The 26,589-nt window shown below is 40.6% G+C and carries 25 protein-coding genes, 1 tRNA gene, 8 pseudogenes and 1 riboswitch; of the genes and pseudogenes, 15 read left to right on the forward strand and 19 right to left on the reverse strand.

Going from position 1 to position 26,589, the window contains the following annotated elements; genetic code table 11:
- Window positions 1–117 precede the first annotated feature (117 nt).
- Window positions 118–372 carry a sporulation-specific transcription regulator SopVIF gene (gene spoVIF, locus NYE56_RS05920; protein ID WP_003232870.1) on the forward strand — a complete coding sequence of 85 codons (255 nt, stop codon included), beginning with the start codon at window positions 118–120 and terminating at the stop codon, window positions 370–372.
- Window positions 373–445: 73 nt separating this feature from the next.
- On the opposite strand, the gene NYE56_RS05925 is transcribed toward spoVIF, so the two are convergent.
- The gene (locus NYE56_RS05925; RefSeq protein ID WP_341283600.1) at window positions 446–2,725 is read right to left on the reverse strand and encodes an ATP-dependent helicase; all 2,280 of its coding nucleotides are present in this window, start codon (window positions 2,723–2,725) and stop codon (window positions 446–448) included.
- A gap of 116 nt (window positions 2,726–2,841) precedes the next feature.
- Between NYE56_RS05925 and NYE56_RS05930 the strand changes: the two genes are divergently transcribed.
- Window positions 2,842–3,096 (forward strand): hypothetical protein, encoded by a 255-nt coding sequence (locus NYE56_RS05930; protein WP_003232866.1) that lies wholly within the window; start codon window positions 2,842–2,844, stop codon window positions 3,094–3,096.
- A 72-nt stretch (window positions 3,097–3,168) separates the two neighbouring features.
- Here the strand turns inward: NYE56_RS05930 and NYE56_RS05935 are convergent, their stop codons facing one another.
- From NYE56_RS05935 to NYE56_RS05945, 3 genes are read right to left on the reverse strand one after another with little or no spacing between them, the layout of a single operon-like run.
- Entirely contained in the window at window positions 3,169–3,591 is a 423-nt protein-coding gene (locus tag NYE56_RS05935; protein WP_003245407.1) for a GNAT family N-acetyltransferase, read from the reverse strand.
- Window positions 3,592–3,594: 3 nt separating this feature from the next.
- Window positions 3,595–4,110, reverse strand: coding sequence for a YjcG family protein (locus tag NYE56_RS05940; protein ID WP_003232861.1), 516 nt, complete (start codon window positions 4,108–4,110; stop codon window positions 3,595–3,597).
- A 36-nt stretch (window positions 4,111–4,146) separates the two neighbouring features.
- On the reverse strand, window positions 4,147–4,869 hold the full coding sequence (locus NYE56_RS05945; protein WP_106073823.1) for an esterase family protein: 723 nt from the start codon (window positions 4,867–4,869) through the stop codon (window positions 4,147–4,149).
- A gap of 167 nt (window positions 4,870–5,036) precedes the next feature.
- Window positions 5,037–5,157: riboswitch (SAM riboswitch) on the forward strand.
- Between the two features lie 67 nt (window positions 5,158–5,224).
- Between NYE56_RS05945 and metI the strand changes: the two genes are divergently transcribed.
- Both metI and metC read left to right on the forward strand, forming a co-directional pair.
- Window positions 5,225–6,346, forward strand: coding sequence for a cystathionine gamma-synthase/O-acetylhomoserine thiolyase (metI, locus tag NYE56_RS05950; protein WP_341284382.1), 1,122 nt, complete (start codon window positions 5,225–5,227; stop codon window positions 6,344–6,346).
- The gene (metC, locus tag NYE56_RS05955; RefSeq protein WP_268554812.1) at window positions 6,339–7,511 is read left to right on the forward strand and encodes a cystathionine beta-lyase; all 1,173 of its coding nucleotides are present in this window, start codon (window positions 6,339–6,341) and stop codon (window positions 7,509–7,511) included. The genes metI and metC overlap by 8 nt, the downstream gene beginning before the upstream one ends.
- A 32-nt stretch (window positions 7,512–7,543) precedes the next feature.
- On the opposite strand, the gene NYE56_RS05960 is transcribed toward metC, so the two are convergent.
- Both NYE56_RS05960 and NYE56_RS05965 read right to left on the reverse strand, forming a co-directional pair.
- Window positions 7,544–8,089 (reverse strand): GNAT family N-acetyltransferase, encoded by a 546-nt coding sequence (locus NYE56_RS05960; RefSeq protein ID WP_341283601.1) that lies wholly within the window; start codon window positions 8,087–8,089, stop codon window positions 7,544–7,546.
- A gap of 69 nt (window positions 8,090–8,158) precedes the next feature.
- Window positions 8,159–9,349 (reverse strand): DUF819 family protein, encoded by a 1,191-nt coding sequence (locus tag NYE56_RS05965; protein WP_341283602.1) that lies wholly within the window; start codon window positions 9,347–9,349, stop codon window positions 8,159–8,161.
- Window positions 9,350–9,521: 172 nt separating this feature from the next.
- On the opposite strand from NYE56_RS05965, the gene NYE56_RS05970 reads away from it, so the two are divergent.
- A tRNA-Val gene (locus NYE56_RS05970) sits at window positions 9,522–9,594 on the forward strand.
- Window positions 9,595–9,751: 157 nt separating this feature from the next.
- Here NYE56_RS05970 and NYE56_RS05975 read toward each other — a convergent pair.
- From NYE56_RS05975 to NYE56_RS05985, 3 genes and pseudogenes are all read right to left on the reverse strand, one after another.
- A pseudogene (locus NYE56_RS05975) lies at window positions 9,752–10,050 on the reverse strand (contact-dependent growth inhibition system immunity protein).
- Window positions 10,051–10,103: 53 nt separating this feature from the next.
- Window positions 10,104–10,412, reverse strand: coding sequence for a hypothetical protein (locus NYE56_RS05980; RefSeq protein WP_341283603.1), 309 nt, complete (start codon window positions 10,410–10,412; stop codon window positions 10,104–10,106).
- Window positions 10,413–10,432: 20 nt separating this feature from the next.
- Window positions 10,433–10,621: pseudogene (locus NYE56_RS05985) on the reverse strand (EndoU domain-containing protein); the annotation flags it as partial.
- Between the two features lie 21 nt (window positions 10,622–10,642).
- Between NYE56_RS05985 and NYE56_RS21315 the strand changes: the two are divergent.
- Window positions 10,643–10,848, forward strand: a pseudogene (locus tag NYE56_RS21315) (peptidoglycan-binding domain-containing protein); the annotation flags it as partial.
- Between the two features lie 61 nt (window positions 10,849–10,909).
- Here NYE56_RS21315 and NYE56_RS05995 read toward each other — a convergent pair.
- Both NYE56_RS05995 and NYE56_RS06000 read right to left on the reverse strand, forming a co-directional pair.
- The gene (locus tag NYE56_RS05995) at window positions 10,910–11,200 is read right to left on the reverse strand and encodes a contact-dependent growth inhibition system immunity protein (RefSeq protein ID WP_029316956.1); all 291 of its coding nucleotides are present in this window, start codon (window positions 11,198–11,200) and stop codon (window positions 10,910–10,912) included.
- A 16-nt stretch (window positions 11,201–11,216) separates the two neighbouring features.
- Window positions 11,217–13,079, reverse strand: a complete 1,863-nt coding sequence (locus tag NYE56_RS06000; RefSeq protein WP_341283604.1) for a ribonuclease YeeF family protein — start codon at window positions 13,077–13,079, stop codon at window positions 11,217–11,219.
- Between the two features lie 137 nt (window positions 13,080–13,216).
- Here NYE56_RS06000 and NYE56_RS06005 point away from each other — a divergent pair.
- Window positions 13,217–13,321, forward strand: a pseudogene (locus tag NYE56_RS06005) (peptidoglycan-binding domain-containing protein); the annotation flags it as partial.
- 32 nt (window positions 13,322–13,353) lie between these two features.
- Here NYE56_RS06005 and NYE56_RS06010 read toward each other — a convergent pair.
- The 3 genes and pseudogenes from NYE56_RS06010 to NYE56_RS06020 all read right to left on the reverse strand — a co-directional run bounded on the left by NYE56_RS06010 (window position 13,354) and on the right by NYE56_RS06020 (window position 14,770).
- On the reverse strand, window positions 13,354–13,542 hold the full coding sequence (locus NYE56_RS06010; RefSeq protein ID WP_268553730.1) for a hypothetical protein: 189 nt from the start codon (window positions 13,540–13,542) through the stop codon (window positions 13,354–13,356).
- 17 nt (window positions 13,543–13,559) lie between these two features.
- Complete coding sequence (locus tag NYE56_RS06015) at window positions 13,560–14,363, reverse strand: GAF domain-containing protein (RefSeq protein WP_341283605.1); 804 nt, start codon at window positions 14,361–14,363, stop codon at window positions 13,560–13,562.
- Window positions 14,364–14,437: 74 nt separating this feature from the next.
- Window positions 14,438–14,770, reverse strand: a pseudogene (locus NYE56_RS06020) (YolD-like family protein).
- A 570-nt stretch (window positions 14,771–15,340) separates the two neighbouring features.
- Here NYE56_RS06020 and NYE56_RS06025 point away from each other — a divergent pair.
- A pseudogene (locus NYE56_RS06025) lies at window positions 15,341–15,610 on the forward strand (aspartate phosphatase); the annotation flags it as partial.
- Between the two features lie 214 nt (window positions 15,611–15,824).
- Window positions 15,825–15,934, forward strand: a pseudogene (locus NYE56_RS21320) (peptidoglycan-binding domain-containing protein); the annotation flags it as partial.
- 45 nt (window positions 15,935–15,979) lie between these two features.
- Here NYE56_RS21320 and NYE56_RS06030 read toward each other — a convergent pair.
- The 3 genes and pseudogenes from NYE56_RS06030 to NYE56_RS06040 form a co-directional block, all read right to left on the reverse strand.
- Entirely contained in the window at window positions 15,980–16,495 is a 516-nt protein-coding gene (locus tag NYE56_RS06030; protein WP_014476481.1) for a hypothetical protein, read from the reverse strand.
- Window positions 16,496–16,623: 128 nt separating this feature from the next.
- Window positions 16,624–16,824, reverse strand: a complete 201-nt coding sequence (locus NYE56_RS06035) for a hypothetical protein (protein ID WP_015715692.1) — start codon at window positions 16,822–16,824, stop codon at window positions 16,624–16,626.
- A gap of 408 nt (window positions 16,825–17,232) precedes the next feature.
- A pseudogene (locus NYE56_RS06040) lies at window positions 17,233–17,528 on the reverse strand (contact-dependent growth inhibition system immunity protein).
- 437 nt (window positions 17,529–17,965) lie between these two features.
- On the opposite strand from NYE56_RS06040, the gene NYE56_RS06045 reads away from it, so the two are divergent.
- Window positions 17,966–18,283: a putative quinol monooxygenase gene (locus NYE56_RS06045; RefSeq protein WP_080009786.1), complete on the forward strand. Its 318-nt coding sequence runs from the start codon at window positions 17,966–17,968 to the stop codon at window positions 18,281–18,283.
- Between the two features lie 218 nt (window positions 18,284–18,501).
- The gene (locus NYE56_RS06050; protein ID WP_123373400.1) at window positions 18,502–19,257 is read left to right on the forward strand and encodes an SDR family oxidoreductase; all 756 of its coding nucleotides are present in this window, start codon (window positions 18,502–18,504) and stop codon (window positions 19,255–19,257) included.
- Window positions 19,258–19,416: 159 nt separating this feature from the next.
- Here the strand turns inward: NYE56_RS06050 and NYE56_RS06055 are convergent, their stop codons facing one another.
- The gene (locus NYE56_RS06055; protein WP_003232839.1) at window positions 19,417–19,764 is read right to left on the reverse strand and encodes an Ig-like domain-containing protein; all 348 of its coding nucleotides are present in this window, start codon (window positions 19,762–19,764) and stop codon (window positions 19,417–19,419) included.
- A 561-nt stretch (window positions 19,765–20,325) separates the two neighbouring features.
- Between NYE56_RS06055 and manR the strand changes: the two genes are divergently transcribed.
- From manR to NYE56_RS06075, 4 genes are all read left to right on the forward strand, one after another.
- On the forward strand, window positions 20,326–22,272 hold the full coding sequence (gene manR / locus NYE56_RS06060; RefSeq protein ID WP_341283606.1) for a mannose transport/utilization transcriptional regulator ManR: 1,947 nt from the start codon (window positions 20,326–20,328) through the stop codon (window positions 22,270–22,272).
- Window positions 22,273–22,420: 148 nt separating this feature from the next.
- Complete coding sequence (gene manP / locus NYE56_RS06065; protein ID WP_341283607.1) at window positions 22,421–24,379, forward strand: PTS mannose transporter subunit IIABC; 1,959 nt, start codon at window positions 22,421–22,423, stop codon at window positions 24,377–24,379.
- Between the two features lie 14 nt (window positions 24,380–24,393).
- A complete protein-coding gene (gene manA / locus NYE56_RS06070) occupies window positions 24,394–25,341 on the forward strand; it encodes a mannose-6-phosphate isomerase, class I (protein ID WP_187954337.1) in 948 nt (315 codons plus the stop codon).
- A 169-nt stretch (window positions 25,342–25,510) separates the two neighbouring features.
- Window positions 25,511–25,993, forward strand: a complete 483-nt coding sequence (locus NYE56_RS06075; RefSeq protein ID WP_327810018.1) for a YjdF family protein — start codon at window positions 25,511–25,513, stop codon at window positions 25,991–25,993.
- Window positions 25,994–26,039: 46 nt separating this feature from the next.
- On the opposite strand, the gene NYE56_RS06080 is transcribed toward NYE56_RS06075, so the two are convergent.
- Window positions 26,040–26,546: a GNAT family N-acetyltransferase gene (locus NYE56_RS06080; RefSeq protein ID WP_123373405.1), complete on the reverse strand. Its 507-nt coding sequence runs from the start codon at window positions 26,544–26,546 to the stop codon at window positions 26,040–26,042.
- Window positions 26,547–26,589 lie beyond the last annotated feature (43 nt).

The following is a 26,589-nucleotide window of genomic DNA, read 5'->3' on the forward strand; positions in this document are numbered from 1 at the left end:
TACGGGTTATAACCCGTGCTTCCTTGCCTTGTGTTTATTTTTAAAAATGTTGGAAAAGCACATTGTATTATGTGCATTCATACAATACCGTATTACTCCGCCAAAAGGAGGCGCATTATGGATAATCAATTTTTTAAGAATATCGAAAAGAAAACAGGTGTGAAGATGCAGGATGTAATGAATCTTGCCGGATCACTCCAAAACGCTAATTTTAAAGATGAAAATACAGTGCGCAGTGTGATTAACCGCGTAGCACAGATGGCAAACAGACGCGTGCCAAAAGAATTAGAAGATAAAATTGTGGAATCTATTACAAGCGGAAAAGAAAAGCTTGATTTTGGCACGATTTCTAAAATGATGGATAATAAATAAGTGGATGGCCTGGCTGACTCACTGCAGCGGGCCTTTTTTTACAGTAAAAACCCGGCAGTTATCTGCCGGGCTGTTAATGATGCAAGGGCTGTCTTGCTTTCTGTAGCAGGGGATACAAAAATCTTGAGCGATTGGCTGTTTTGCCGCGCCTGTTAGCGGGGCAAGACAAATATAAATGCTGTTTCGCCCGGGTCATGGCTACATATAAAAGGCGTCTTTCCTCCTCAAGAGCGGCCTCGTCTCCTTTTCTTGCCGTTTCTAATGAGAAATCGTGCGGAATCGAGCCGTCTACAGTGCCTAACACGTAGACTGTTTTGAATTCAAGGCCTTTTGACCGGTGAATGGTCATCAGCTGAACGCCATGTTCATCCGTTCTGTTTTTCTCAGCGGCCCTCATATGGTCTACGTGGGCAAGAAAGTCAGGAATCGTTTTGAACTTCTTGGCGACAACCTTGATGTCGCGCAGGTCATCAGAGCCTTTTTCCAGCTTGTTGCCCTCATTGCCCCGCTTTTTTAAATACTCGGAGAAGCCCATTTTTCCTTCTGCAAAGGTGATGGCTTCTACGGGCTTCATCGTGCGGAGGCTTGCAAAAAACGGTACGATTTTCTTGATTTTGTCCAGCTGGAATGGCTTCAGATCAGGCAATTTGGCCAGCGCTTTGATCATGGTACAGTCCTCTGTAATCGAGAGCGCCTTCAGCGTATTCAAAGCGGACTGTTTTAAAAACAAGGCGGGAAGCAAGTGTTTAATCGCTTCGGTGTCATCCTCATTTTGGCTGGCATACAAGTAGGCGAGAATCTGGCGGACGATCCGTCTGCTGTAAAACGATTGGACGCCGCGGTCAGCTGTATACGGAATTGACGATTGATGAAGCCTCTCATATATAGCACGGCCTCCGCTGTTTGTACGATAAAGAACCGCAAAGTCATCTGGACTGGCTCCATTTTGAATTTTTTCTTTGATATCGGAAACGACCATTGTGGCTTCTTCCTCTTCATCATAGGGATAAAACAGCACAGGGACCTGAATGTCATCGCGGGCCGCTTCAAGCGTTTTGGCATATCTGTTTTTGTTCTTTTTCACAACGATATCAGCACTAGAGACGATCGGGTGCGTAGACCTGTAGTTCGCAGTTAAATAGATCGTCTTCGCTCCCGGATAATCCTTTTGAAAATCAAGAATGAAAGACGGATTGCTTCCGCGAAACGCGTAGATGGACTGGTCATCGTCTCCGACACAGCACAGGTTTTGCTCCGGGCTGGCGAGCATTTGCATGATTTTGTATTGAACCGGATTAATGTCCTGAAACTCATCAATTAAGATATACGTAAACCGAGATTGATATTGTTCCAGAAGGTCAGGCCGCTCGATAAACAATTCATAGCAGGCTGAAGCCATGTCATCAAAATCAAATTGGCTGTGTTCTTTTTTCTGGCGTTCATAATGTTCATATAAACGATAAACTTGTTTTTCCCACTCATCTTTTAGAGGGATGCGTTCATTTGGGACATAAGTGTTTTTCCAAAAACCGATCTGCTGCAGAGCTTGGTCAACTGGGAATTCTTTCTCATCGATGCCCTCTTCATAGAGTGCTTTTTTGATATATTGTTCCCGCTGCCACTCCATTTTCAGCAGATGCTCACCGTTCCATTTAGCAGAATTAGAGTGATACAAGATCTTATAAAACAGACTGTGGAATGTTCCTGTCACAAGTCTTCTGACTTTTGCCGGCTGTAATCCGTACTGGTTCGCCATACGCTCTTTCATTTCAGCGACAGCTTTTGTTGTAAAGGTGACAAGCAGCATATTTTCAGGCGGTATGCCTAAGTGTTCGATCATGTGGGCGGCACGGGCTGTCAGCACCCGTGTTTTTCCGCTCCCCGCACCTGCAAGCACGAGCAGCGGGCCCTCTGTTTCCGTGACAGCTTTCAGCTGATCCGTGTTTAAACCGACAGACGGAAAAAGGTTTGTATCGGGTTCTATTGTTTTTGGCACAAATGGTGTTTCTGGTTTAATGCTTCTAGGACGGTGCCATTCCGTAACAGCTGGGGACGGGTCAGCGGCGATCGCTTTTCCCTTGGGTAAACGAATGACACCAGATTCCTGATCGTCTTCTTTTTTTTCCTCTTTAGAAGGCTTCGGTTCGCACGCCTCCTCACATGCCGGAAAATCGCCTGGCTGGCGATGGATAAACTCTGGCGGATCGGCGATGTTAAGCCGTAACAAAACGGGCTTTCCGCAATGAGAACAAAATAAATGTCCTTTTATTCCCTCTTCAAAGAGGAATTGATAATGTTCTCTCGAATATGTATGTAAATGTATGATTCTATCATTCAGTCGGGCGCATTTCAAAAAGGGGTCCTCCCTATCAAAAGGTGTTCATTACAGACAATGACTATCATATCAAAAGAAATGTGTTTCAAAAAGTAAGTTTAAGGGAAAAGAGACAGCAGAGGGGTGGGTATTGTATGATATATGCAGGTCAAATTCAGAACCAGCAATACGCTCAATATGCTAATAGAACGATTGGACATAAGCAGGATTATGCTGGAACCGAAAAAATCAGCTATGTCCCGTTTCAGCGGGTATACAAAGAACTGGAAAAGCAGCAGGAGAATCAAACGGCAGCTGAAAGAAAAGTAAACGAGATGAAACGTAAGCGCTCTCTTTATAAGAGATTGCGAGAAAAAGGAATGGGCACATATATTAATCGATATGTATAAAAAACCGTTCATACGAGAGAACGGTTTTTTTATATGCAGTAAAAATCCGGATCTCAAAAGATCCGGATGCGTTCAGTCCTTCATCATTTGTAAGTGCGGAATGCCGGCATCGAGGAATTCTTTTTCAGAAAGCACGCGATACCCGTGTTTCTTGTAAAACGGCACAGCCTGTGTTTGCGCGTTTAAAATGAAACCGGAAGCGCCTCCGTCTGCCGCGGCTTTTTCGAGCGCTTTCATAATGATGCCGCCGACACCGGCTGAGCGGTGACTTTTCAGTACGCAAATCCGCTCTAACTTGCCGTAGCCGTCCTTCATGCGCCATCTTCCGGCACCGACAGGCTTTTCACCGTCATACACGACGATATGCTCTGACTCATTTTCAAGTTCGTCAATTTCTTCTTCAGCAGGCACGTTTTGTTCTTTGACAAAGACTTCTTCTCTTACATAGAATGCATCTTTCAGTTGTTCTTCATTTTTTGCGATAACTGCTTTCAAACATTATTCTCCTCTGCCTAGCAAGAAGGTTTCATATACTGTCCACGATCCGTTTTCCAGCTGGTAAAGCAAGTGGAAACGGTCAACGATTTCTTCATGCGACACTTCCTGCATTTTTAATTGTCCCAGCACATCTGAATGCTCATCGTCGGAAAGATTTTGGCCGACCGTCACATGCGGAACGAAATTATATTCCTGTTCTCCTGCCAACACACCGGTGTATAGCTTTTCATTGAGTGTTTTTAACTCTTCCGTCGGTTCTGCTTTGATGTAAATGACATTATTGACAGGCGCAAATGAGCTGTATTTTGTCATTTTGAGAACGAGTGGGTGGGACTCTTTTGCGATGTTTCTTAAATGTGATACGAGCTGATCCGCTTTCTCCTCCGCGCATTCAAAGGATGCTCTCAGCGTCAAATGAGGCGGGATCAGAGAGTAGCTTGGGTCATAGCGCTTTCTGTAAGAGTTTGCAAGGTCTTGGAGCTTTTTTGATGGAAATAAAACGATTCCATATTTCATATTATGTCCCTCCTGGAAATAAAGTATGATAGAGTGTTAAAGCATTTTTTTCAGCGCCGGGGTGATGAGCGGCTGCCAGTATGTCCATTTGTGGTCTCCGTCAAATGGCTCGAAATCATAATCGGAAAGCTTTTTCTCCAGCAGCTGCTTCAGCTCCTGGTTCGGTTCTGTAAAGTCCAGAATGTTCCCGTCTGTCGTGTGGACGTCAGTTTCTTTTGTTCCGATTTGGTGATAAATAGAGAGGTGTTTGATATCGTCAGACTGTTTCACGGCTTCTAGTACATGTTTGTCAACATAGGGAGACTGCATGATGATGTTGCCAAACATATTCGGATAATCAAGCGCTGTCATAAGTGACACGGTCGCTCCGAGCGAATCACCGATCAGCGTTCGGCCGTAACCGATCTGATAGGTTGGATACTCATCATCTGCAAAAGGAACGAGTTCATGGGCGATGAACCGTTTATACGCCGAAAATTTTGAACCCTCCGGATGATAGGTGTTTCTGCGCTCTTTTACATCCTTATAAGGAACACCGATAATAATGCTCCGGTCTATTTCGCGTTTCGACAGCAATTCCTCAACCTGTCTGCCAATTCTCCCCAGCCTGAAATAATCGTGGCCGTCCTGCGCGATAATGACATGGTATTTATAAAGCGGGGAGTAGTTGGACGGCAGATAAACAAGCAAGGTCATTTCCTCGTTAAGCTCTTTTGAAAAGAATTTCTTTTCTTGCACTGTGCCGTTTTTCGGTGCCATAAAAACATTCCTCCAGGACATCACTATACTTTCTTGCATTTTCAATTATTGTACCATGAATTATTAGAAATTTCTCTCTTTAAACGGTTCGGCATACGAAGAAAAAAGTGTTGAAATAAACTGTGAATTGCGCTAATATAAAACAATCAGAAAATTGAAATCGATATTTCTTATCGTGAGAGGTGGAGGGACTGGCCCTTAGAAACCTCAGCAACCGGCTTGTTTTGCATGTGCAGACCGCCAAGGTGCTAAATCCAGCAAGCGTTTTTTATGCTTGGAAGATAAGAAGAAGCGTTAAACCCCTTCTTCTTATGAAGAAGGGGTTTTTATTTTGAAAAGGGAAGGTGTCAGCTATATGTCACAGCACGTTGAAACGAAATTAGCCCAAATTGGGAACCGAAGCGACGAAGTCACGGGGACAGTGAGTGCTCCTATTTATTTATCAACAGCATACCGCCACAGAGGGATCGGAGAATCTACCGGATTTGATTATGTCCGCACAAAAAATCCGACACGCCAGCTTGTTGAGGACGCGATCGCTAACTTAGAAAACGGCGCAAGAGGGCTTGCCTTTAGTTCGGGAATGGCTGCTATCCAAACGATTATGGCGCTGTTTAAAAGCGGAGATGAACTGATCGTTTCATCGGACCTATATGGCGGCACGTACCGTTTATTTGAAAATGAATGGAAAAAATACGGATTGACTTTTCATTATGATGATTTCAGCGATGAGGACTGTTTACGCTCTAAGATTACGCCGAATACAAAAGCGGTGTTTGTGGAAACGCCGACAAACCCCCTCATGCAGGAGGCGGACATTGAACATATTGCCCGGATGACAAAGGAGCACGGTCTTTTGCTGATCGTAGATAATACATTTTATACACCGGTCTTGCAGCGGCCGCTTGAGCTGGGAGCTGACATTGTCATTCACAGCGCAACCAAGTATTTAGGCGGGCATAACGATCTGCTTGCTGGACTTGTCGTGGTGAAGGATGAGCGGCTCGGAGAGGAAATGTTTCAGCATCAAAATGCGATCGGCGCCGTCCTGCCGCCATTTGATTCGTGGCTTCTGATGAGAGGAATGAAGACGCTGAGCCTCAGAATGCGTCAGCATCAGGCAAACGCGCAGGAGCTTGCGGCGTTTTTAGAAGAGCAAGAAGAAATTTCGAATGTGCTGTATCCCGGAAAAGGCGGCATGCTGTCCTTCCGTCTGCAAAAAGAAGAATGGGTCAATCCGTTTTTAAAAGCGCTGAAGACCGTTTGTTTTGCAGAAAGCCTCGGCGGGGTGGAAAGCTTTATTACATACCCTGCGACCCAGACGCACATGGATATTCCTGAAGAGATCCGCATCGCAAACGGAGTGTGCAATCGTTTGCTGCGCTTTTCTGTCGGAATTGAACATGCGGAAGATTTAAAAGAGGACCTAAAACAGGCATTATCTCAGGTCAAAGAGGGAGCTGTTTCATTTGAGTAATCACAATTGGACGCTGGAAACCCAGCTCGTGCACAATCCATTTAAAACAGACGGCGCAACCGGGGCGGTCAGTGTGCCGATTCAGCACGCCTCGACTTTTCACCAATCTTCATTTGAAGAATTCGGGGCATTTGATTACAGCCGCTCTGGCACGCCGACAAGAACAGCTCTCGAAGAAACAATTGCCGCATTGGAAGGCGGAACAAGAGGATTTGCTTTCAGTTCAGGCATGGCTGCCATCTCAACAGCATTTTTACTGCTGTCACAGGGTGATCACGTTCTTGTGACAGAAGATGTATACGGCGGAACCTTCCGTATGGTGACAGAGGTGCTGACCCGGTTTGGCATTGAGCATACGTTTGTCGACATGACGGATCGTAATGAAGTGGCGCGGAGCATCAAGCCGAACACAAAGGTCATTTATATGGAGACGCCATCAAATCCGACACTTGGGATTACGGATATTAAAGCAGTTGTTCAGCTTGCAAAAGAAAACGGCTGCCTGACCTTTCTGGACAATACATTCATGACGCCGGCACTGCAGCGTCCGCTTGATCTCGGCGTGGATATTGTACTTCACAGCGCGACAAAATTCTTAAGCGGACACAGCGATGTGCTCTCAGGTTTAGCTGCTGTCAAGGATGAAGAGCTTGGGAAGCAGCTGTATAAGCTGCAAAACGCGTTCGGCGCCGTCCTTGGCGTGCAAGATTGCTGGCTCGTGCTGCGCGGCTTAAAAACGTTGCAGGTCCGTTTAGAAAAAGCGAGCCAAACAGCGCAGCGGCTTGCGGAATTTTTCCAGAAGCACCCGGCGGTCAAGCGCGTGTATTATCCGGGACTGGCTGATCATCCCGGCGCTGAAACCCATAAAAGCCAGTCAACGGGAGCGGGCGCCGTACTATCTTTTGAGCTTGAAAGCAAAGAGGCCGTTAAGAAGTTAGTCGAGAATGTGTCACTGCCGGTCTTCGCTGTCAGCCTTGGCGCCGTGGAATCGATTTTGTCCTATCCGGCAACGATGTCTCACGCGGCAATGCCTAAGGAAGAGCGTGAAAAACGCGGTATCACTGATGGCCTGCTCCGTCTGAGTGTGGGAGTCGAACATGCAGACGATTTAGAACACGATTTCGAACAAGCGCTGAAAGAAATTGCTCCAGTTGCGGTTCGTTAAAAAAGAAGCCGGGGATGGCCCGGCTTCTTTTATTATTGTTCGTCATCAGGATTCAGAATCGCGAGGACTTGATGATCCTCCCAAACGCCATTAATTTTTACATTTTTTCGGGCGATGCCTTCTTTATGAAATCCCGCTTTTTCTAAAACACGCATGGACCCGAGATTACGGGGCATCACACCGGCTTCAATCCGATGCAGTTTCAATTCGTGGAACGCATAATCAACAACCAATCTGACTGCCTCTGTCATAATGCCCTTTCCATTATGGGCTTTGTCTAAAAAATACCCAATGAACGCAGTTTGCAACGCTCCACGGATGATTTGAAAGAGCGAAACCGTCCCGATTAATCTATCGTCTGGCGTTGTAAAGATGCCAAAATGATATTCTTCATCTTTCTCAAGTCTTTCCTGATACTCGGTTATTCGTTTTCTTTGCCCCTCAACCGTATAGTAATCGTCTGCGCGTATCATAGAAAACTGTTCGGAAAAATCCCGATTTTCGCTTTGCAGCCGCAAATTTTCTTCGGCATCCGTTACTTCTAAAGGTCTAACATAAATGGTTTTTCCTTTTAACATACAGTGATCTCTCCGTTCTCATGTCAGCATTCCTCTTACATTATTCTCAGGGGAAAGCAACTATCCTTTTTATAAGAAGGAATAAAACCAATTTCCCATAAAAGTGCCAACATAGTTGCCGATTAAGTAGCCGAGCGTACCGACAAGCATGATCGGGGCGACAAGCTCCCGCCATCCCTTGGCAATTGCCATCGCAGCCGCAGTCGTCGGTCCCCCGACAGTAGCGTTGACGGCGAGCAGAATTTCTTCAAGCCGCACCCGGAACAATTTTCCGGCAGCTAAGGAAACTGCTAAATTGCTGATCGCAATGATAAACACGAATAATAGAATAAGAGGCGCATTGGTGACGATTAAGCGCAGATCTGCAGGAATGCCGATCACCACAAAAAATAAATAAATCAAAAAGGTTCCAAGTTCCTGAGATCCATTGAGCCTTTCAAAAAAACGCGGAAAAAGAAAAATGATAAGAACAGTTAAAGACGTAAGCACCAGGTACTGATCGCCAAGCGTACCGGTCAGCAGGGGATGAGAAAAAATGCTTTTAAAATAACCGGAAACCTTCATACTTACCGCAACAAGCGCGAAAGCAGCACCGGCATTAAATGCGATATCCTTTAAGGAAATATCCTTCCGTTTCCAATAGCTTTCAGCACTGTTTCCGCTGTTTCCATCGGCTTTTACCTTCTCTTCAAACGGCATGGCATAATGCCGCTGAAACCATTTGAGTGCAGGAATGCTGATTAAAATAAAAAACAAAAGCGCCATCATAAAATTATCAGCCACAACGGTAGCCGACACATATTCACCAGGCGTCTCAAATTTTGCCGCCATCGCCGCAAAGTTGACCCCGCCGCCGATATAAGAGGCGCTGATCATCCCGCCGATTTTATCGAGATAGGGAATATGCTGTATGAGTAGAAAAAAAGCCAGGATACTGCCAAGCACTGTTCCAACGGAGCTAATCAGAAAAATAAACAGCAAACGCCTGCTTTCCTTAAAAATTTGCCGAACATTGATCTGAAACAATAAAAGTGGTATCGCCAGTGGTACCACATAAGACCACACAGTGTCATACACAGGCGACTCAACAGGAAGCACTCCTACATTTGTAAACACCATAGCACCTGCAAGGGCGATAATAGCGCCCGACACAGTGGACGCCCACTTAAAGCGCTGCTCCAGCCCGATGCTCACTGCCGCCCACACCGCAATAAACCCCCATAATACCCAAACATCATCGGAAGAAATCAAAGAATGCAAAACCCCATCACCTCTATTGTTAGAAAATTAAGACATATTATAATAGCCGGGGAACGGAACAGCAAGTCCAAAAAAAGTTTTTCTAAAAAAGCAGTTGACGAATAGAAGGGAAGGTTATATAATAGAACTTGTCAGAAAGATAACAACATACCCAGCAACACATACATATCATGATTCCGTAGCTCAGCTGGGAGAGCGCTACCTTGACAGGGTAGAGGTCGCTGGTTCGAGCCCAGTCGGAATCATAGCTTAAACCCTTGCCTAGCAAGGGTTTTTTATTTTGCTTATTTATTGATTTTGTCATCATTCATCGAGTTGGGGACGAATTGGGAGCGGAAGTTTTTTTAAGCTGATTTTGAAGTGATTCAAAATCAGCTCTGTTTCTATGCTAGGTTTAATGGATTATAAAGTTTCAATATTCTTTTCGATTTTTTGAATAACTTGTTCGAGCCATATGATTGGAGATACGCCGTAACTAAGAACGTCCACTCCGTCAGCAGCTTCATCGATAAAACCATTCTTTTCTTCATCCGAATAATCGCTGTTAATAAAATCTTTCAATGCAACTATATCAGTTTCTTGTCTTCTTTTGGAATCTCTTCTAAGTATTCGCCCAGTGCTGACTCTGGAGCTTCTATATCTTGATGAAATATATCTCCTAGAAATTGAAATAAAGGTTCAGATATTTCGATTTCAATCATTACTTATCACCACCAAGAAATGTTAACTTCAAATCTGGGAAATGGTGCGTATCTTATTCTATATAACTTTCTGCTATATCAATATCATTTGTCATTTCTAAGTCAGGGTATTTTTCATCTAATTTTCTTAAACAATTAATAAGTTCTTTACTTTGTAAACTTTCAGCTAAATCTTCAAATACTTCACTGATCCAATATAAATCTTCTTTATTACAATTTTCTAGATAGCTAATTGTATTTTCTTCATTTTCTGAGAGCACTTCAATTATTTCATCCCAACTATTTTGAATTCCATAGTCATCATTAAGATTAAGTTCTTTTCTTTTAATTAATATAGCTTCCATTTTTTTCTCTAAGTTCATATTGATTCTCCATACTTTGTCTATGGTTGTTTAGTGACATCTGGGAAAATGGTTCCTATTTCTCCATTTGTTTTAATAACTCCAATCCTAACACCTTTATACTCTCCGAATATAGTCACACCATTTTCTGCATTAGTGAATTCGGGTGTTTCAGCAATCTTTGCACCAGCAATATCAGACTCTGTCCAACTTTCGGGAAACCAAGATTGATTGGAGCCTGATCTTTTTTTGCTAAATTAAAAGCACTTGGCGGCAAAACATCAAGTAAAAAATAACTTCATGGTTTTTAATCTGCCTTCGAGCATTTTCAAAGTGAAAAACCCATTGATGCACAGCGGCTGTTGAGCAGATCCAAACAGCGTTGGCGGCATTGCGTTTCTATCCAGATAAGCAAGCCAAAAACTTCGGTATCGATGGCTATTATGAACCAGCTACAAAAGCGAAATTGAAGTAATATAAAAAGGCCCTCTTAAAATGGGGGCCTTTCAGTGTTTCTTTTAAATAGCTTCTTTTAGTTTTTCTATTACACTTTTCAACCATTCTATAGGTGGTAATCCAATTGTCGGGAAATATATTTCTGCATTACACTTTATAATGTCTTCCTTTTCTTCTTTAGTTAGATCGCTATTTAGAAACTCTTCGCAAAACTTAACTGTAAATAGCAAACCTTCTTTACTAATTTCCTCAATAAATTCGTCTAATGCGTGTTCAGGGGATCGGATATCTTGATGAAATGTTGCACCTAAAAAATTTTCTAATTCGTCTAAGAAATCATAACTTTCATCCATGATACTTCCTCTCTTTCTATTTGGTTGGATATCCTGTAAGAATAAAGTTACCGTTGTTATCTTTTTTGAGTATAATTTTTGCGTTTGTAACGTTTTCTACTAGTTCTGAATTTCTTGATACACTTCTGCCGATTATTTCTCCATCGCCTTTGTATTTTAACATTAATTTAGGTTTTTTAGGATCATCAATCCAATTTTCGATTTTCTTTATATTTTTTGGATCGTTTAAGACTGAATTAGCAATTCTCTCAGCGGTAGCCCTATCTTTAAAAGTAGATGAAGCTGTAATATGTGGGTTAGGATCAGTTCTCAGTCTTTCTATTAATTCTTCGTCGGTCTTCCCAACATGTCTTTCTATAAGATGCCCGCCTTTTGCTTCATGAGCAGCTAATCCGCCGCCAGGTGCGAGAGGGGTACTATCACCTTGTTCGACATTACCTATTCCCGTGTTGTTAGAACTTTCAGATCTTCTGAGAACACTCTCTTTTTTATCTTCCGCAATACTTTTTAGCAGCGGAGTATTTTTCACGTTAATGGTTTTCTCAGCATCTTGAAGGATTCCTTCTAATGCAGGAGTATACCGATTGACAGGAGATTTGACAAACTGTTTTACAGACTTTCCGCCTTTCTTAATTGTGCCACTAGCTGCTTTCCCAACTTTAGCAAGGTCTTTCGAGCCTGTTGAGACAGAGGACTTTCCACCTTTCAATAACAGAAGACTTCCGCCCAAATAAGTAACATAGTGCAGCCGTGTGTATGCATCCCCGTGAATCATTTTTGTATCCCAATTATCCTTCAATGTGTCAACCATACTTTGAAAGGCAGCTTGATAGTCGTATTCCAAAACGGTATCCAGCACTTTTTGAGGATCCTTGTTTAAGTTATCAATCGTCCAACCGATATTCCATCCAAATTGAATGGCTCCTTCACCGGTATCCTTGGCAAGATCGTATATACCAACAATCGCACCCTTGGCGCCATCACCTATGATTTGCAACACTTCTTTTCCGTTATCCATGAAAGCTTTACGCTGTTCAAGAAATGAAACAAATTCAAGCTGTTCAGGGGTAAGATTCTCATAGCCGACCTTCTTGGCAATTTCTAAGTATTCATCCGGATCCGTCACTCCGTCAGCTAGCTTCTTCTTTAAATCTTTGATTTCTCGTTCTTTCGCTTCATCTTTCTTGATCTTCAAATAAGCTTCAGTCTGTTTCTCAATATCGCCTTTTTTCTTATGTATGTCACTTTCACGGTACGCCTTGGCGTTGTAGTGAATGGGTGTGGCGTTCTTCCCTTTGCCTGTGGATTCCTCAAGCTTTTGGAAGTCCTTCTTGATGAATTGCTCGTTTGTCTCTGACTGGGCATATTCAGTAACAAGTGCTTTGTCCACGCTACCTAGTTTGTCGACTGTTTTTTTGCGTTTGTCCTCCGCATCGGCGAGTTCGTCTTTAAAGTCCTCAGTTGAAAACAGATCAAGCGGAAGGATATCGTCGATATCATGTAAGATATCTTTCATGGCTTTCTTTTGTTCAGACATAATAGATTTTGATTTTGTGTAGGCGTTAGCCAGCTCGTGTTCTAAGAAGGATTCTTCTATATAAGCATCAGATAAGCTGGCGTCCTCTAGAGTGCCTGAAATGCTTGTCAAGAAAGCAATTTTCATATCAAGTAAGTCAATCCAATTGTCAGCTACACCTGCATGGTCTTGATAAAATGCTTTAATGTTGTCAGCACCTTTGCCGGAAAACTCACTGTCATCTAAATCAGCTACAGCTTTAAAAGCCTTTTTTAGATTGACCATCTGACTTCTTAATTCTTTGTATTCCTTTGCACGTCTATCTGCTTCTGAAAGCAGTGATTTGGCTTCAAATACTTTCATGTTCATATCCTTTCATTTATGATCAACAAGATTTTACCATGGGAAAATGAAGAAACAGACAGCGATGTGATTCAAAAGTATGAAATGAATAATTTGATCTGTGTCAATTTACCTTACCTATTCGGATTATTTGTTTGGAAACTGATGACGCAGTAAGACGATTCCAGCTGATGAATGGTTTAAATCCTGATGGCATTTATGGACCGAAAACGAAAGCGAAACTGGAAGCATTGTTAAAATAGTAATAAAAACCCCTTCTAAGAGGAAGGGGTTTTTAAACATGTTCGAATATTCTATATCGAGCTTTTTTAATTAATTCTTTTCGTTTGTTCTTTTGTTCATCCAAGAAGCTCGCTTGTTTTTCAAGTCTTGCTAACATCAGTTCCAACTCTTCTTTGGTAATTTTTTCGTCCGAAAAAAGGTTTTTAAGTGCTGTTTTTTGGAGTGCAATTTTGCTGTTCAATCTCATCAACTCCCTAATTAAGATTCAACATTTACAGCAACTTCATCTTCACTAATTAGACTTTGTTCAAAAATAGCACGACTATCTTCAGCCTGCATAAATTCGTAAAGTTCACCTAAAAAGCCACTGATAATTGAACAATAAAGTTGTGCTATTTGTAATGTATTATCATTCATTTCACGTTTTGCGTCAATAGTAACGACTCCCCAATCTTTTATCGGAATACAAATTAGGGATTTGTATGTGTTGGAGGAATCAGATTCTGACCAATCAACATCTGTGGTTACATCAGCGACATTAATTATCTGAGATTTTCTAAAGCATCTTCCAGCAATAGAATCATTTATCGGTAATTCTCTACTGCTAGTATATTCTTGCGGGAATCCAGAACTACCACAAATTAGTCTAAGACTTTCTTCATCAGCTGCCCAAAATCCGCATCTGTGTTTTTCACCAATGTCAGTTTTAATATCAGCAGCTAGTCCGTCCAATATTTTTTGAATGCGGTTGAGTACACCTTCGGTAGTTGTTGGATTCTTTTGTATGTAAACCAGCATATCTACAAAACTCTTTGCATTTGTGATAACTACAGACAGTTGCTCAGAAACTAGGTTAGTATGCAGATTTTCATTTTTAAGGTTATCCCTTTCTTCTAAAACCTTAATAAGCTTGTTTTCCTTAACTGCATTGTCAGCATATCGTTTTGCAGCTATAGACACAAAAACTGCAATAACAATGAGTATAAAAATAAGGATGATACTAGAAAAAATAAAAAACCAAGGTGGACTTTTGTCCAAAAAGACGGAAATAATATCTGCCATAACTTGTTTACCCTTCTTTTTTTCTCCATTATAACATTATTTGGACAAATTCTTGGGGAGAAATTCACTTTGTTTTATTTAGAATTAACGTCAACCACATTAGAAAGATTAATAAAATTTGTATCACCTTTTAAATTCTTCACGTGCAGCCTCTGTTTAACTTCATCTATGTAATGAACATGTCCTGTAACTTCTTCAATAAATCCGTCTCTGTGTATACCGATGACCAGAACCTAGTTGAATTCCATCGCTTCGCAAATAGTGCGTACTATATCTTCCAGCTGGTATTCATCGAGAATGGGTTTTTCGATCTTCTGGACTTCTTTCTTCCTATTCAACAGTGCAGCTTTTTGCTCAGGTAATATGAATTTTTGTTCCCATCTCTTGTCGTAAATTCCTTGACTCATTCCGATCATCTCCTTGATTAAATTATAAGAGAACAAATGTTCCTTTGTCAGTGGAGAAAATAATGGAGTATCAGGTCCCATATTTGAGGTCTGGTTTAATTAAGGAAGAATATTATAATGCCTTTTGGGGACAGATGGGGACGAATTGGGGACCAACTTGTTCATTTTTAGTCAAAACAGAAGACTTTTTATCAGAAACATTTGTCAGAAAACCCTATAAAATAAGGTTTCGAAATAAAACATCCGTTCGTGTCAGAACATAATCGTTACCTTGACAGGGTAGAGATCGCTGGTTCGAGCCCAGTCGGAATCATAGCTTAAACCCTTGCGTAGCAAGGGTTTTTTACTTTGCTTTAATAAAGCCGGTTTATCAAATTTGCAAGTTGTTGGCAAACTTGATTTTTGGCGAAGTAAAAAAGGTCCCTTGAATTTCCAAGGGGCCTAAAGGATTAAAAGCCTCAATAATACTTTTAAGTAGAGGAGTATTTTTGGCGTTATACGTATTATCGAAGTCGTAGGCAATCCCGACAAGTGCAAGATCATTCTTTTTTTAATGAAAAAATTGATATAGGTTTTTCCGCAGCTATTTATCAAGGCGAGGAGCTTTTCACGAAATTACAGGGTTACTTAAAAGCACTTTATGTCGATGCAGTGGACCAACAAGGGGTTAATAAAACAATAGAATACTTAGAAAGAAACAAAAACTATTCGTATGTAGAAGACGTTGCCTATGAGACCGCAGCTGCTTACGCAAACTCTAAAGAATTTGAAATATTCTATGTTTATCATCAGAAAATGATTGCTCAAACGCAAATTCAAAGGGGAGAATGCCAGTATTGACTTTTAAAAAGAAGGTATGTCTTATCCTAGGGTTGTCATTCGTTTTCTATGTGGGTTTGGATCCAGCTTAACAGAAAGTCAAACTTAAAATTCATTTCAAATTACATCGGATCGTCTTCAAACATAAGCATCATCAATCTAGAAAGCCCTTTAAATAGAGGGCTTTTATTTATGTGATAAACAGACAAAAACGAATCGAATGAAATAAAGATATTACAGATCAAAAATCGCAAACGCGGTTAAACGGTTCCAACTGATGAATGGTTAAAAGCTAACGGTATTTATGGACCTAAGACTAAAGCGAAACTTGAAGCGAAATTATAAAAAATTAAACCCCTTCTGTTGTAGAAGGGGTTTAAAATTCATTTATCAATTTTCTTGTGGAGCAATCTTTGCCACTGGAGCACCACAGAGTAGGAAGAATGCAAATACTGCTGGTGGGGAAACTGCTAAACCTATAGTTCCTAGAAATCCTACAACAGTCAACCAATCTCCGTTTTGAATGGCTTTTTGAACTTGATTCAAAGCACCTTTACTTAAGTTAAGTGCATCTTCTAAACATCCTTGAACACTATTGATTTTGACATCGGTATAATTATATTCCTTATTCATATAATTAGCGAAAGCAATCATGCCCTCTTTTTGAGCTGGAGGATAAGGAGCTTTTTCAAGCTCGTCCTCATTGACTGTATATCCCGTCTCTTTGTCAAAAACTAAAATTTTAGTAAAGATGTACTCAACTTCTGCAACAGATTTTTCAATTTGTTCTTCAGTTAAGCCATCTAAACCGTCCTCGGGATTCAATTGTGTTGCTGAAGCTGCTGGTGCTATTGTGGCAATAGCAAGAAAGAAAATCGACGCCAGAAAAAACAATCTTTTCAACATGTGTGAACTCCCCCTTTTTTGAAATGGTAAAGCAATTCAATAGTAACATACATTTTTTCAAGAAAAAGGGAGTTTTATTTAGAATTAAGCAAATTAGACATAATAAGTCAAATATCGACAGAAGATTGTTACCACAAGTGCAAAGCAAGAAACGAAAGTGCCCATGCAAATATCCCGAACATTACAAAGAATCTAAGAAAAGTTTCGTATTTTGTAAGTTTTCGTTCTTTTTTTGTTTTACCTAATCTCCAGTAAAGGGCGTAGCCGGAGAATAATAAAATTATTTGTCCTAGTTGAGACACGGACTCTAAAAACTCTATACCATTCATTGATTTCACCTCTTATTTAATTATCGCAGACGGAAAAACCGTTTCCAACAGTTATATAAAAATTGAGCAATCCGTAATATGTCTAATGGTATATGAAATGATGTTTCCCTTATCCAGCAGACCATAAGTGTATAGTGGTAGCAGAGTTACTCGGGGTTAAGCGGGGATGTGCAAGCCAGCTTATCAGCTTAATGTTAGAATATAATCGCTACCTTGTGACAGGGGGAGAGGCCCCTGGTTTGAGACCAGTCGAAATCATAGCTTAAACCCTTGCGTAACAAGGGTTTTTTATTTAGTTATATTTGTTAGCTTTGTGTCTACATAGGGACGAATTGAGGACGAAAATTTTTTTTGCTGATTAAGAAGTGAATTCAAAATCAGCCCTGTTTCTATGCTAGGTTTAATGGATTATAAGGTTTCAATATTCTTTTCTATTATTTGAATAACTTGTTCGAGCCATACTAATGGAGATACTCCGTAACTAAGAATGTCCACTCCGTCAGCAGCTTCATCTATAAAATCATTCTTGTCTTCATCCAAATAATCACTGTAAAATCTTTTAATGCTACTATATCAGTTTTTTGCTCTTCTTTTGGAATCTCTTCTAAGTATTCGTCCAGTGCTGACTCTGGAGTTTCTATATCTTGATGAAATATACCTCCTAGAAAATGAAATACAGGTTCAGATAAGTTTGTATCTATCATGATATCATCTCGTTGGCTAGCCAGTTAATATAAAGATACCTTTTCAATAAATTTTAGCAATTGTTAAATCAGTAATTGTATCTTCTCCCTTGGGTATTTCTCTTCTTAAATCTTCATTTCCTTTATAGGAGTATAAAGGCTTGTTCTTATCACAATTTAACCATTTTTCTATCTAACTTTAAATTAAGAGTACTATTAACAGCTCTTTCTGTAGTGCTTTATTTTTAAATGATGATGAACTGGAAATCTTCTTGTTACTCATTTTGCTTTTAGCTAGTCTTTGAATCAGTTCTTCGTCTGTTAATATTCCCATACCCCCACGGCTAAGTCTTTAACACCAAATATAGTACCGTCAATCGCATTCATTACTCTACTATTACCCCTTAAATCGCTGCCTTAATGTCGAGGTTGTTTTTATTTTTCAAGAAAATGTTATAATGAAAAGCCATAAAATGATGGGAGGGGGAATTTCGATGCATTACATAACGGCATGTTTAAAAATCATCAGTGATAAAGACCTTAATGAGATAATGAAGGAATTCAAAAAACTTGAGGAAGAAACGAACAAAGAAGAGGGTTGTATTACATTCCATGCTTATCCGCTTGAGCCATCAGAACGTAAAATAATGCTTTGGGAGATTTGGGAAAACGAAGAAGCTGTGAAAACCCATTTCACGAAAAAACACACAATAGACGTTCAAAAACAAGAATTAACGGAAGTAGAATGGTTAATGAAAAGCAATGTGAATGATTGAAAGGTTCTTTAAAAAGAGACATTCAATGACTTAGTATCAGCCACTTGTGATTAAGTAGTAAATTGTTGTCCAACTCTTATTTTTTTCTATTTAATATTTTTTGAGCTGATTTTGAAATGTATTCAAAGTCAGCTCTGTTTGATTTCATGGATTATATTCTTTGGATAGCTTGTTACCATCATAATGGAGATACTCCGTATAAATTGGAGGTTAAAATAATGAGTCATTCTCAAGAAAAAATTGCACTAATTACAGGAGCAAGCAGTCAAGGGGATATTGGTACGGCTATTTGTCGTAAGTTAGCCTCACAGGGTATACATATCTTCTTTACTCACTGGAATTCTGATGCGGGCTGGATAGAAGAATTTCAACAAGAAATTTTACATATGGGTGTCCGCTGTGAGGCAATGAAAATTGATTTATCAGATGCACATGCTGCATTCACAATACATGAAAAAATTTCAGATAAATTAGGATATCCTTCCATCCTTATTAATAATGCAGCTCATTCCGCAAGTGATAATTATGTATCGTTAGATGCTAAATCACTTGATGATCATTATGCGGTTAATATGAGATCGAATTTTCTACTTTGTGTTGAATTCGCCCGTCGGTTTAAAAAATCTAATTTAATATCAGGAAGAATCATCAATATGACATCAGGGCAGGATTTAGGTCCTTTGCCTGGGGAGTTAGCGTATGCAGCTACTAAAGGAGCTATTTCTGCCTTTACTAGGTCGTTATCACAAGAACTTGCACCATTGGGCATCACTGTTAACGCTGTAAACCCAGGTCCAACAGATTCTACATGGATGACAGATGAAATAAGAAATTTTCTTTCACCTAAATTTCCAATGGGGCGTATTGGCACACCAGATGATGCAGCACGAATGATTGCTTTTCTTGCAAGTGATGAGGCTGAATGGATAACTGGACAAATTATTCATTCAGAAGGTGGATTTATTCGGGGCTAAGCTAATGAAACACAATATACACCAATGTATGATGTATTCCCAAAACTAAATCTAAACTTGAAGCGCAATTGAAATAAAATAAGGTCCCTTCTCTTTTTAGAGGGGGACCTTATTTTATTCATGCATGTTTTGCATCCAGAAAATCTGGCGGATAAGAGATTAATAAACCGTTACATATACTTTTCCGAATACTGCAGTACCTTTAAACAAAGTAATCGTGGCTTTCCCTTTTGATTTAGCCGTCACTAAACCATTTTGATCGACTTCAGCAACTTTTTGGTTATCAGTCCAATAACGAGTAGCTGAATTATTTTTAACAGAATAGGTTTCTCCAACTTTTAGAGGTAAATTATAGTCTTGAATCTTGATAACATGTGTAGGTGAAATAGAAATGTTCTTTACTTCAGTAGGTGTGGAGTTTATTTCATGAGCTGAAGCTACCCCACTGACCGACAGAGCTAACGCAGAGATCGATAAAGCAGAAACAACAGTTTTTTTGAAATTCATTTTGAAACACTCCTTTAAAGTTTTTTGTCTTGCACTATAACAATTCAGCAAAAGTAATTATTTTCCTTGTAAATAAATGTTAATAATATGTGAACGATCAACTGATTTGAGCTAAGACTATTGTGTGCCCTGCACAGAGTTTGTATTTATGATAGAAAATTGCTGAGAGAGAATGGCCATCCTTAAAATGTTAATAGCACACATTTGATGGTTATTAGTTTGTTGAGCGTGTGGGAATTTTGTTACCTGCACTTTATCCCCGAAGATACCAAATCACTTTTCTTCATCATGTTCTTACTTTCGTACTCATACATTAGAAAATCTTCGTTCTAAATAGCTGAAGAATTGGAGTATTTTTATGAATTTCTGCTGAATAACGATAAAAAATACATTACATAGCAAACTCAAAGAATATAAAAATCGCATTTTTCCGGAAGCTTCGGTAAAAAACGAAACTTTTGTCTCTATGATTTTATTTTATAATGTAAACGGTTTCTTATATAGTATACTTATACTATCAATTTGCTCAAGTAGATACTGACAGGAAGGATAGAAAAACAGATGGAATACATAAATACAAGGCAAAAAGAGATTTTGTATCTGTTGTTATCTGAACCTGATGACTATTTAGTTGTGCAAGATTTCGCAGATAGGGTACAGTGTTCTGAAAAAACAATCCGAAATGATTTGAAAGTGATCGAGGATTATCTCAATGAGCATTCTCATGCACAGCTTATTCGAAAACCAGGGTTGGGCGTTTATTTACATATAGAAGAACAGGAGAGGACCTGGCTAAACCAGCAATTACATACTGAACATTTTTCTTCTAGGCAGCGGAGCGATGAAGAAAGAATGCTGCACATTGCTTATGACTTATTAATGAATCCGAAGCCTGTTTCCGCAAAAGAAATTGCCGCTCGGCATTTTGTCAATCGATCTTCCATTAAAAAGGATTTATACGCAGTAGAAGAGTGGCTGAAGCGTTTTGATCTCACGCTGGTTTCTAGGCAGCGGCTTGGATTAAAGGTTGAAGGGAACGAAAGAAATAAAAGAAAGGCATTGACAAGAATATCTGATTTGATCCACAATACAGCGTTTACCAGCCAATTTATTAAAAGTAAGTTTTTACATTATGAAGTAGACTTTGTGACGAAAGAAATCAAATCACTACAAAAAAAGCATTCCCTCTATTTCACAGACGAAACGTTTGAAAGTTTGTTGCTGCATACATTGTTAATGGTCCGCCGCATCAAAATGAAGCAGCCGATTTCATTGTCCCCAAAAGAAATGGCGGCAGTAAAAAAGAAGAAAGAATATAAATGGACATTTGCTTGTTTACAGCGGCTTGAACCGGTTTTTGCAATCCGCTTCCCTGAAGAAGAAGCCGTGTACTTAACATTACATATATTAGGCGGTAAAGTTCGTTATCCATTGCAGACAGAAGAGAACTTTGAAAATGCTGTGCTTCCTAAGGTTGTTGGGCATTTAATCAATCGTGTTTCAGAGCTGAAAATGATGGATTTTCATAAGGATCAGGATTTGATCAATGGTTTGAACATTCATCTCAATACTGTGCTACAACGGCTGAGCTACGATCTTTCTGTAGCAAATCCTATGCTCAATGACATCAAAAAGATGTACCCTTATTTGTTCCACCTCATCATTGATGTTTTGGAAGATATCAATCAAACTTTTGATCTTCAAATTCCTGAGGAAGAGGCAGCATATTTGACATTGCATTTTCAGGCAGCGATCGAACGGATGCAGTGCAGCAGCGAGACACATAAAAAGGCGATTATCGTCTGCCACATGGGGATTGGGATGTCACAATTGCTGCGGACAAAAATTGAACGGAAATATCACCAAATCGCTGTAATGGCTTGTATTGCAAAGGCCGATTTAAAGGATTATATCAAAAAGCATGAGGATATTGATCTTGTCATATCCACCATTGCGCTGGAGAATATAACGGTTCCCCATATTGTTGTGTCTCCGCTTTTAGAGCCTGGCGAAGAGAAGAAATTAAGTGCGTTTATACGTCAGATGGGCGAATCACACCGCCAAAAACAAAAAACGTTTCAGATGCTGAACAATACGACTCCTTTTTTGGTTTTTTTGCAGCAGGAGGCGGAGCATCGCTACAAGTTAATCGAACAGCTGGCGACAGCTCTGTTTGAGAAAGGCTATGTTGATAAGGACTATGCGGTTCATGCGGTGATGAGGGAAAAAATGTCGGCGACAAATATTGGGTCAGGCATTGCCATTCCTCATGCAAACGCTAAATTTATTAAACAATCAGCAATCGCGATTGCCACATTAAAGGAGCCGCTTGAATGGGGAAATGAAAAAGTTTCGCTCGTTTTTATGCTGGCTGTCAAACACGAGGATCAAACCATGACAAAGCAGCTGTTTAGCGAGCTTTCATATCTTAGCGAGCAGCCGGCCTTCGTCCAGAAGCTGACGAAAGAAGCCAATGTCATGACATTTTTATCTCATTTGGATTATTAAAAGCAGGGATTATTCCTTGCTTTTTTTTGTTATAGGGAAAAATGCCTTTATTACCGGAACCTATGGTAAAAAAAACGATTTTAATGAGCTGATTTCGGTATACAGTTGAGACAAGATCTTATTATTCACACTTTAAAGGAGGTTTCCTATGAAACTGTTAGCGATTACATCTTGTCCAAATGGAATCGCCCATACGTATATGGCAGCGGAAAATCTGCAAAAAGCTGCTGACAGACTGGGCGTTAGCATCAAAGTTGAGACCCAGGGGGGAATTGGTGTCGAAAATAAGCTAACCGAAGAGGAAATTCGCGAAGCGGACGCAATCATTATTGCTGCAGACCGCTCGGTAAACAAAGACCGGTTTATAGGCAAAAAACTGCTGTCTGTGGGGGTACAGGACGGCATCCGCAAACCGGAAGAATTGATTCAAAAAGCTCTTAACGGGGAGATACCGGTCTATCGTTCCGCTACAAAATCGGAATCCGGCAATCATCAGGAGAAGAAACAAAATCCAATTTACCGTCATTTAATGAACGGCGTTTCATTTATGGTTCCTTTCATTGTTGTCGGCGGATTATTGATAGCGGTTGCATTAACGCTTGGAGGGGAGAAAACACCTAAAGGCTTAGTTATTCCGGATGATTCCTTCTGGAAAACGATTGAACAGATCGGCAGTGCTTCATTTTCATTTATGATTCCGATTTTAGCCGGCTATATCGCCTATAGCATCGCTGATAAACCGGGGCTTGTGCCAGGGATGATCGGCGGTTATATTGCGGCGACTGGAAGTTTTTATGACAGCGCAAGCGGCGCCGGTTTCCTCGGCGGAATCATTGCCGGATTTTTGGCCGGATATGCTGCACTTTGGATCAAAAAATTAAAAGTTCCAAAAGCTATTCAACCGATTATGCCGATTATTATTATTCCGGTGTTTGCATCTTTGATAGTAGGTTTAGCATTTGTATTTTTGATCGGTGCGCCTGTAGCTCAAATTTTCGCCTCTTTAACAGTTTGGCTGGCGGGGATGAAAGGGTCGAGCTCGATCCTTCTGGCATTGATTTTAGGGGCGATGATCTCATTTGATATGGGCGGTCCCGTAAATAAGGTGGCGTTTCTGTTTGGATCGGCAATGATTGGAGAAGGAAATTATGAAATTATGGGACCAATTGCTGTCGCCATTTGTATCCCCCCGATTGGCCTTGGCATTGCGACGTTTTTAGGAAAAAGAAAATTCGAGGCATCTCAAAGAGAAATGGGGAAAGCGGCATTTACGATGGGACTCTTCGGCATTACTGAAGGAGCGATTCCATTTGCGGCGCAGGATCCTCTTCGAGTCATTCCGAGTATTATGGCAGGCTCTATGACAGGTTCTGTGATAGCCATGATTGGCAATGTGGGAGACAGAGTGGCGCACGGCGGACCTATCGTTGCAGTGCTTGGCGCAGTTGATCATGTCTTGATGTTTTTTATTGCTGTGATTGCAGGATCTCTTGTCACTGCTCTGTTCGTCAACGTACTAAAAAAGGATATTTCGGCGCCTCCTGTGCTCAGTGAAACTGCACCGCCCTCCGCGCCAAGTGAAGCTGCGGCAGCAAACGAAATAAAGCAGCCAATTCAAGTCGAAAGGCAAAAAGCTGAGATGGCGGAGATAAAAAAATTGACAGACATTATCAGCCCGGAATTAATTGAACCAAATTTATCGGGTGAAACGAGGGATGACATCATTGATGAATTGATTCAGAAATTGTCCCGCAGAGGTGCGCTGCTTTCAGAGAGCGGGTTTAAACAAGCCATTTTGAATCGTGAACAACAGGGAACAACGGCGATTGGCATGAATATCGCGATTCCGCACGGAAAGTCTGAGGCGGTCAGGGAGCCGAGTGTTGCCTTTGGGATCAAACGATCAGGCGTTGATTGGAATAGCCTGGATGGATCAGAAGCTAAATTAATCTTTATGATTGCTGTACCGAAAGAGAGCGGGGGAAACCAGCATCTCAAAATACTGCAGATGCTATCTCGAAAGCTAATGGATGACAATTATAGGGAGCGGCTGCTCTCCGTGCAAACAACAGAAGAAGCCTACAAGCTGCTAGAAGAAATCGAATAAAGCGGGGGATTTTCATGACGACTGAACCGTTATTTTTCAAGCCTGTTTTCAAAGAAAGAATTTGGGGCGGGACCGCTTTAGCTGATTTTGGCTATACCATTCCGTCACAACGAACAGGGGAGTGCTGGGCTTTTGCCGCGCATCAAAATGGTCAAAGCGTTGTTCAAAACGGAATGTATAAGGGGTTCACGCTTAGCCAATTATGGGAACATCACAGACATTTATTCGGACAGCTTGAAGGGGACCGTTTCCCGCTGCTTACAAAAATATTAGATGCTGACCAGGACTTATCTGTTCAGGTGCATCCGAATGATGAATATGCCAACATACATGAAAACGGTGAGCTTGGAAAAACAGAATGCTGGTACATTATTGATTGCCAAAAAGATGCCGAGATTATTTACGGCCACAATGCAACAACAAAGGAAGAACTAACTACCATGATAGAGCGTGGAGAATGGGATGAGCTCTTGCGCCGTGTAAAGGTAAAGCCGGGGGATTTTTTCTATGTGCCAAGCGGTACTGTTCATGCGATTGGAAAAGGAATTCTTGCTTTAGAGACGCAGCAGAACTCAGACACAACCTACAGATTATATGATTATGACCGAAAAGATGCAGAAGGCAAGCTGCGCAAGCTTCATCTGAAAAAGAGCATCGAAGTGATAGAGGTCCCGTCTATTCCAGAACGGCATACAGTTCATCATGAACAAATTGAGGATTTGCTTACAACGACATTAGTTGAATGCGCTTACTTTTCGGTGGGGAAATGGAACTTATCAGGATCAGCAAGCTTAAAGCAGCAAAAACCATTCCTTCTTATCAGTGTGATTGAAGGGGAAGGCCGTATGATCTCTGGTGAGTATGTCTATCCCTTCAAAAAAGGAGATCATATGTTACTACCTCATGGTTTTGGAGAATTTAAACTCGAAGGGTATGCAGAATGTATCGTCTCCCATCTGTAACATGGCAGGGCTTGAGAAATAAATTTGCGAGTGAAGACGCCTATTCTCCAGCGATGATCTAAATCAAATAAGAGTTTAATAGTCGGAGAAGAAGTGCTATACTATTTTCTGTATATGGTAAAGAATGAAAAAACACGATTCGGTTGGTAGTCCGGATGCATGATTGATCATGTCAGTAACCTTCCCCTCCTCGGGATGTCCATCATTCTTTCGTATCTTTTATGAGGAGGGAATCGTTATGAAATTAACGGTTTACTATGATGGTCAGTTTTGGGTAGGCGTTGTTGAAACTGTGAACAATGGAAAGCTAAGAGCCTTTCGTCATCTTTTTGGCACAGAGCCGAGGGATTCTGAAGTATTAGAGTTTGTTCATAACCAACTCCTGAATATGTTGGCCAAAGCTGAGCAGGAAGGAGTTCGATTACAAGGCAGACGTCAAAAAAAGATCAATCCAAAAAGATTGCAGCGCCAGGTTTCAAAAGAATTGAAAAACGCCGGAGTAACTTCTAAAGCTCAAGAGGCGATAAAGCTAGAGCTTGAAGCGAGAAAGCAAAAGAAAAAACAAATAACGAAAGAACAACGAGAACATGTAAAAGAGCAGAGGTATATGCTCAAAAAGCAAAAAGCGAAAAAGAAGCACAGAGGTAAATAATCAAAACAAAAGCAGGCGCAGTGCCTGCTTTTTGTAATCAAGGACTCTACTTTGTAACATATATCCAATGCATATAATCCGCTGATTTATGATCTAATATAAACCCTAACTTCTCCAAAGTTTTTTGTGAACCAACATTATCATGTTCGCATCTTGCGGTGATCCGGTTTACTGTTTCTTGGCTGAATGCCCAGTTTATTAGTTTTTGGGCGGCTTCCACACAATAACCGTTGCGGCGATGACTTTTATTTGTCGCAAAACCGATTTCAATCATGCCATTCTCGTCTGGATCACCTAAAAACCCGGTTCCTCCAACAATTTCATGATTGTCCTTCTTTACAATAATCCATGAATCAAATCCTTTTGTTCCATTGTTTTTGACTAAAATCTCGCGGAAATAAGGTATCGCTTCAAAAAAATCAGAATTTGGCCATTCACCATTTGTTTCATAACCTAAGTCTTTGATAGCCTGATGATCTTGTTTAGACGCGGCGTCAAGAAGGGGAATATCAATCGTTTTTAATCGTAATCGATTCGTTTCAAGGAGAACCATATATCTAATCCTCTTTTCCTTTTAATGGGAATAATGATAACAT

It is taken from the genome of Bacillus sp. FSL R5-0603 (assembly GCF_038050295.1).
Lineage (GTDB): Bacteria > Bacillota > Bacilli > Bacillales > Bacillaceae > Bacillus > Bacillus subtilis.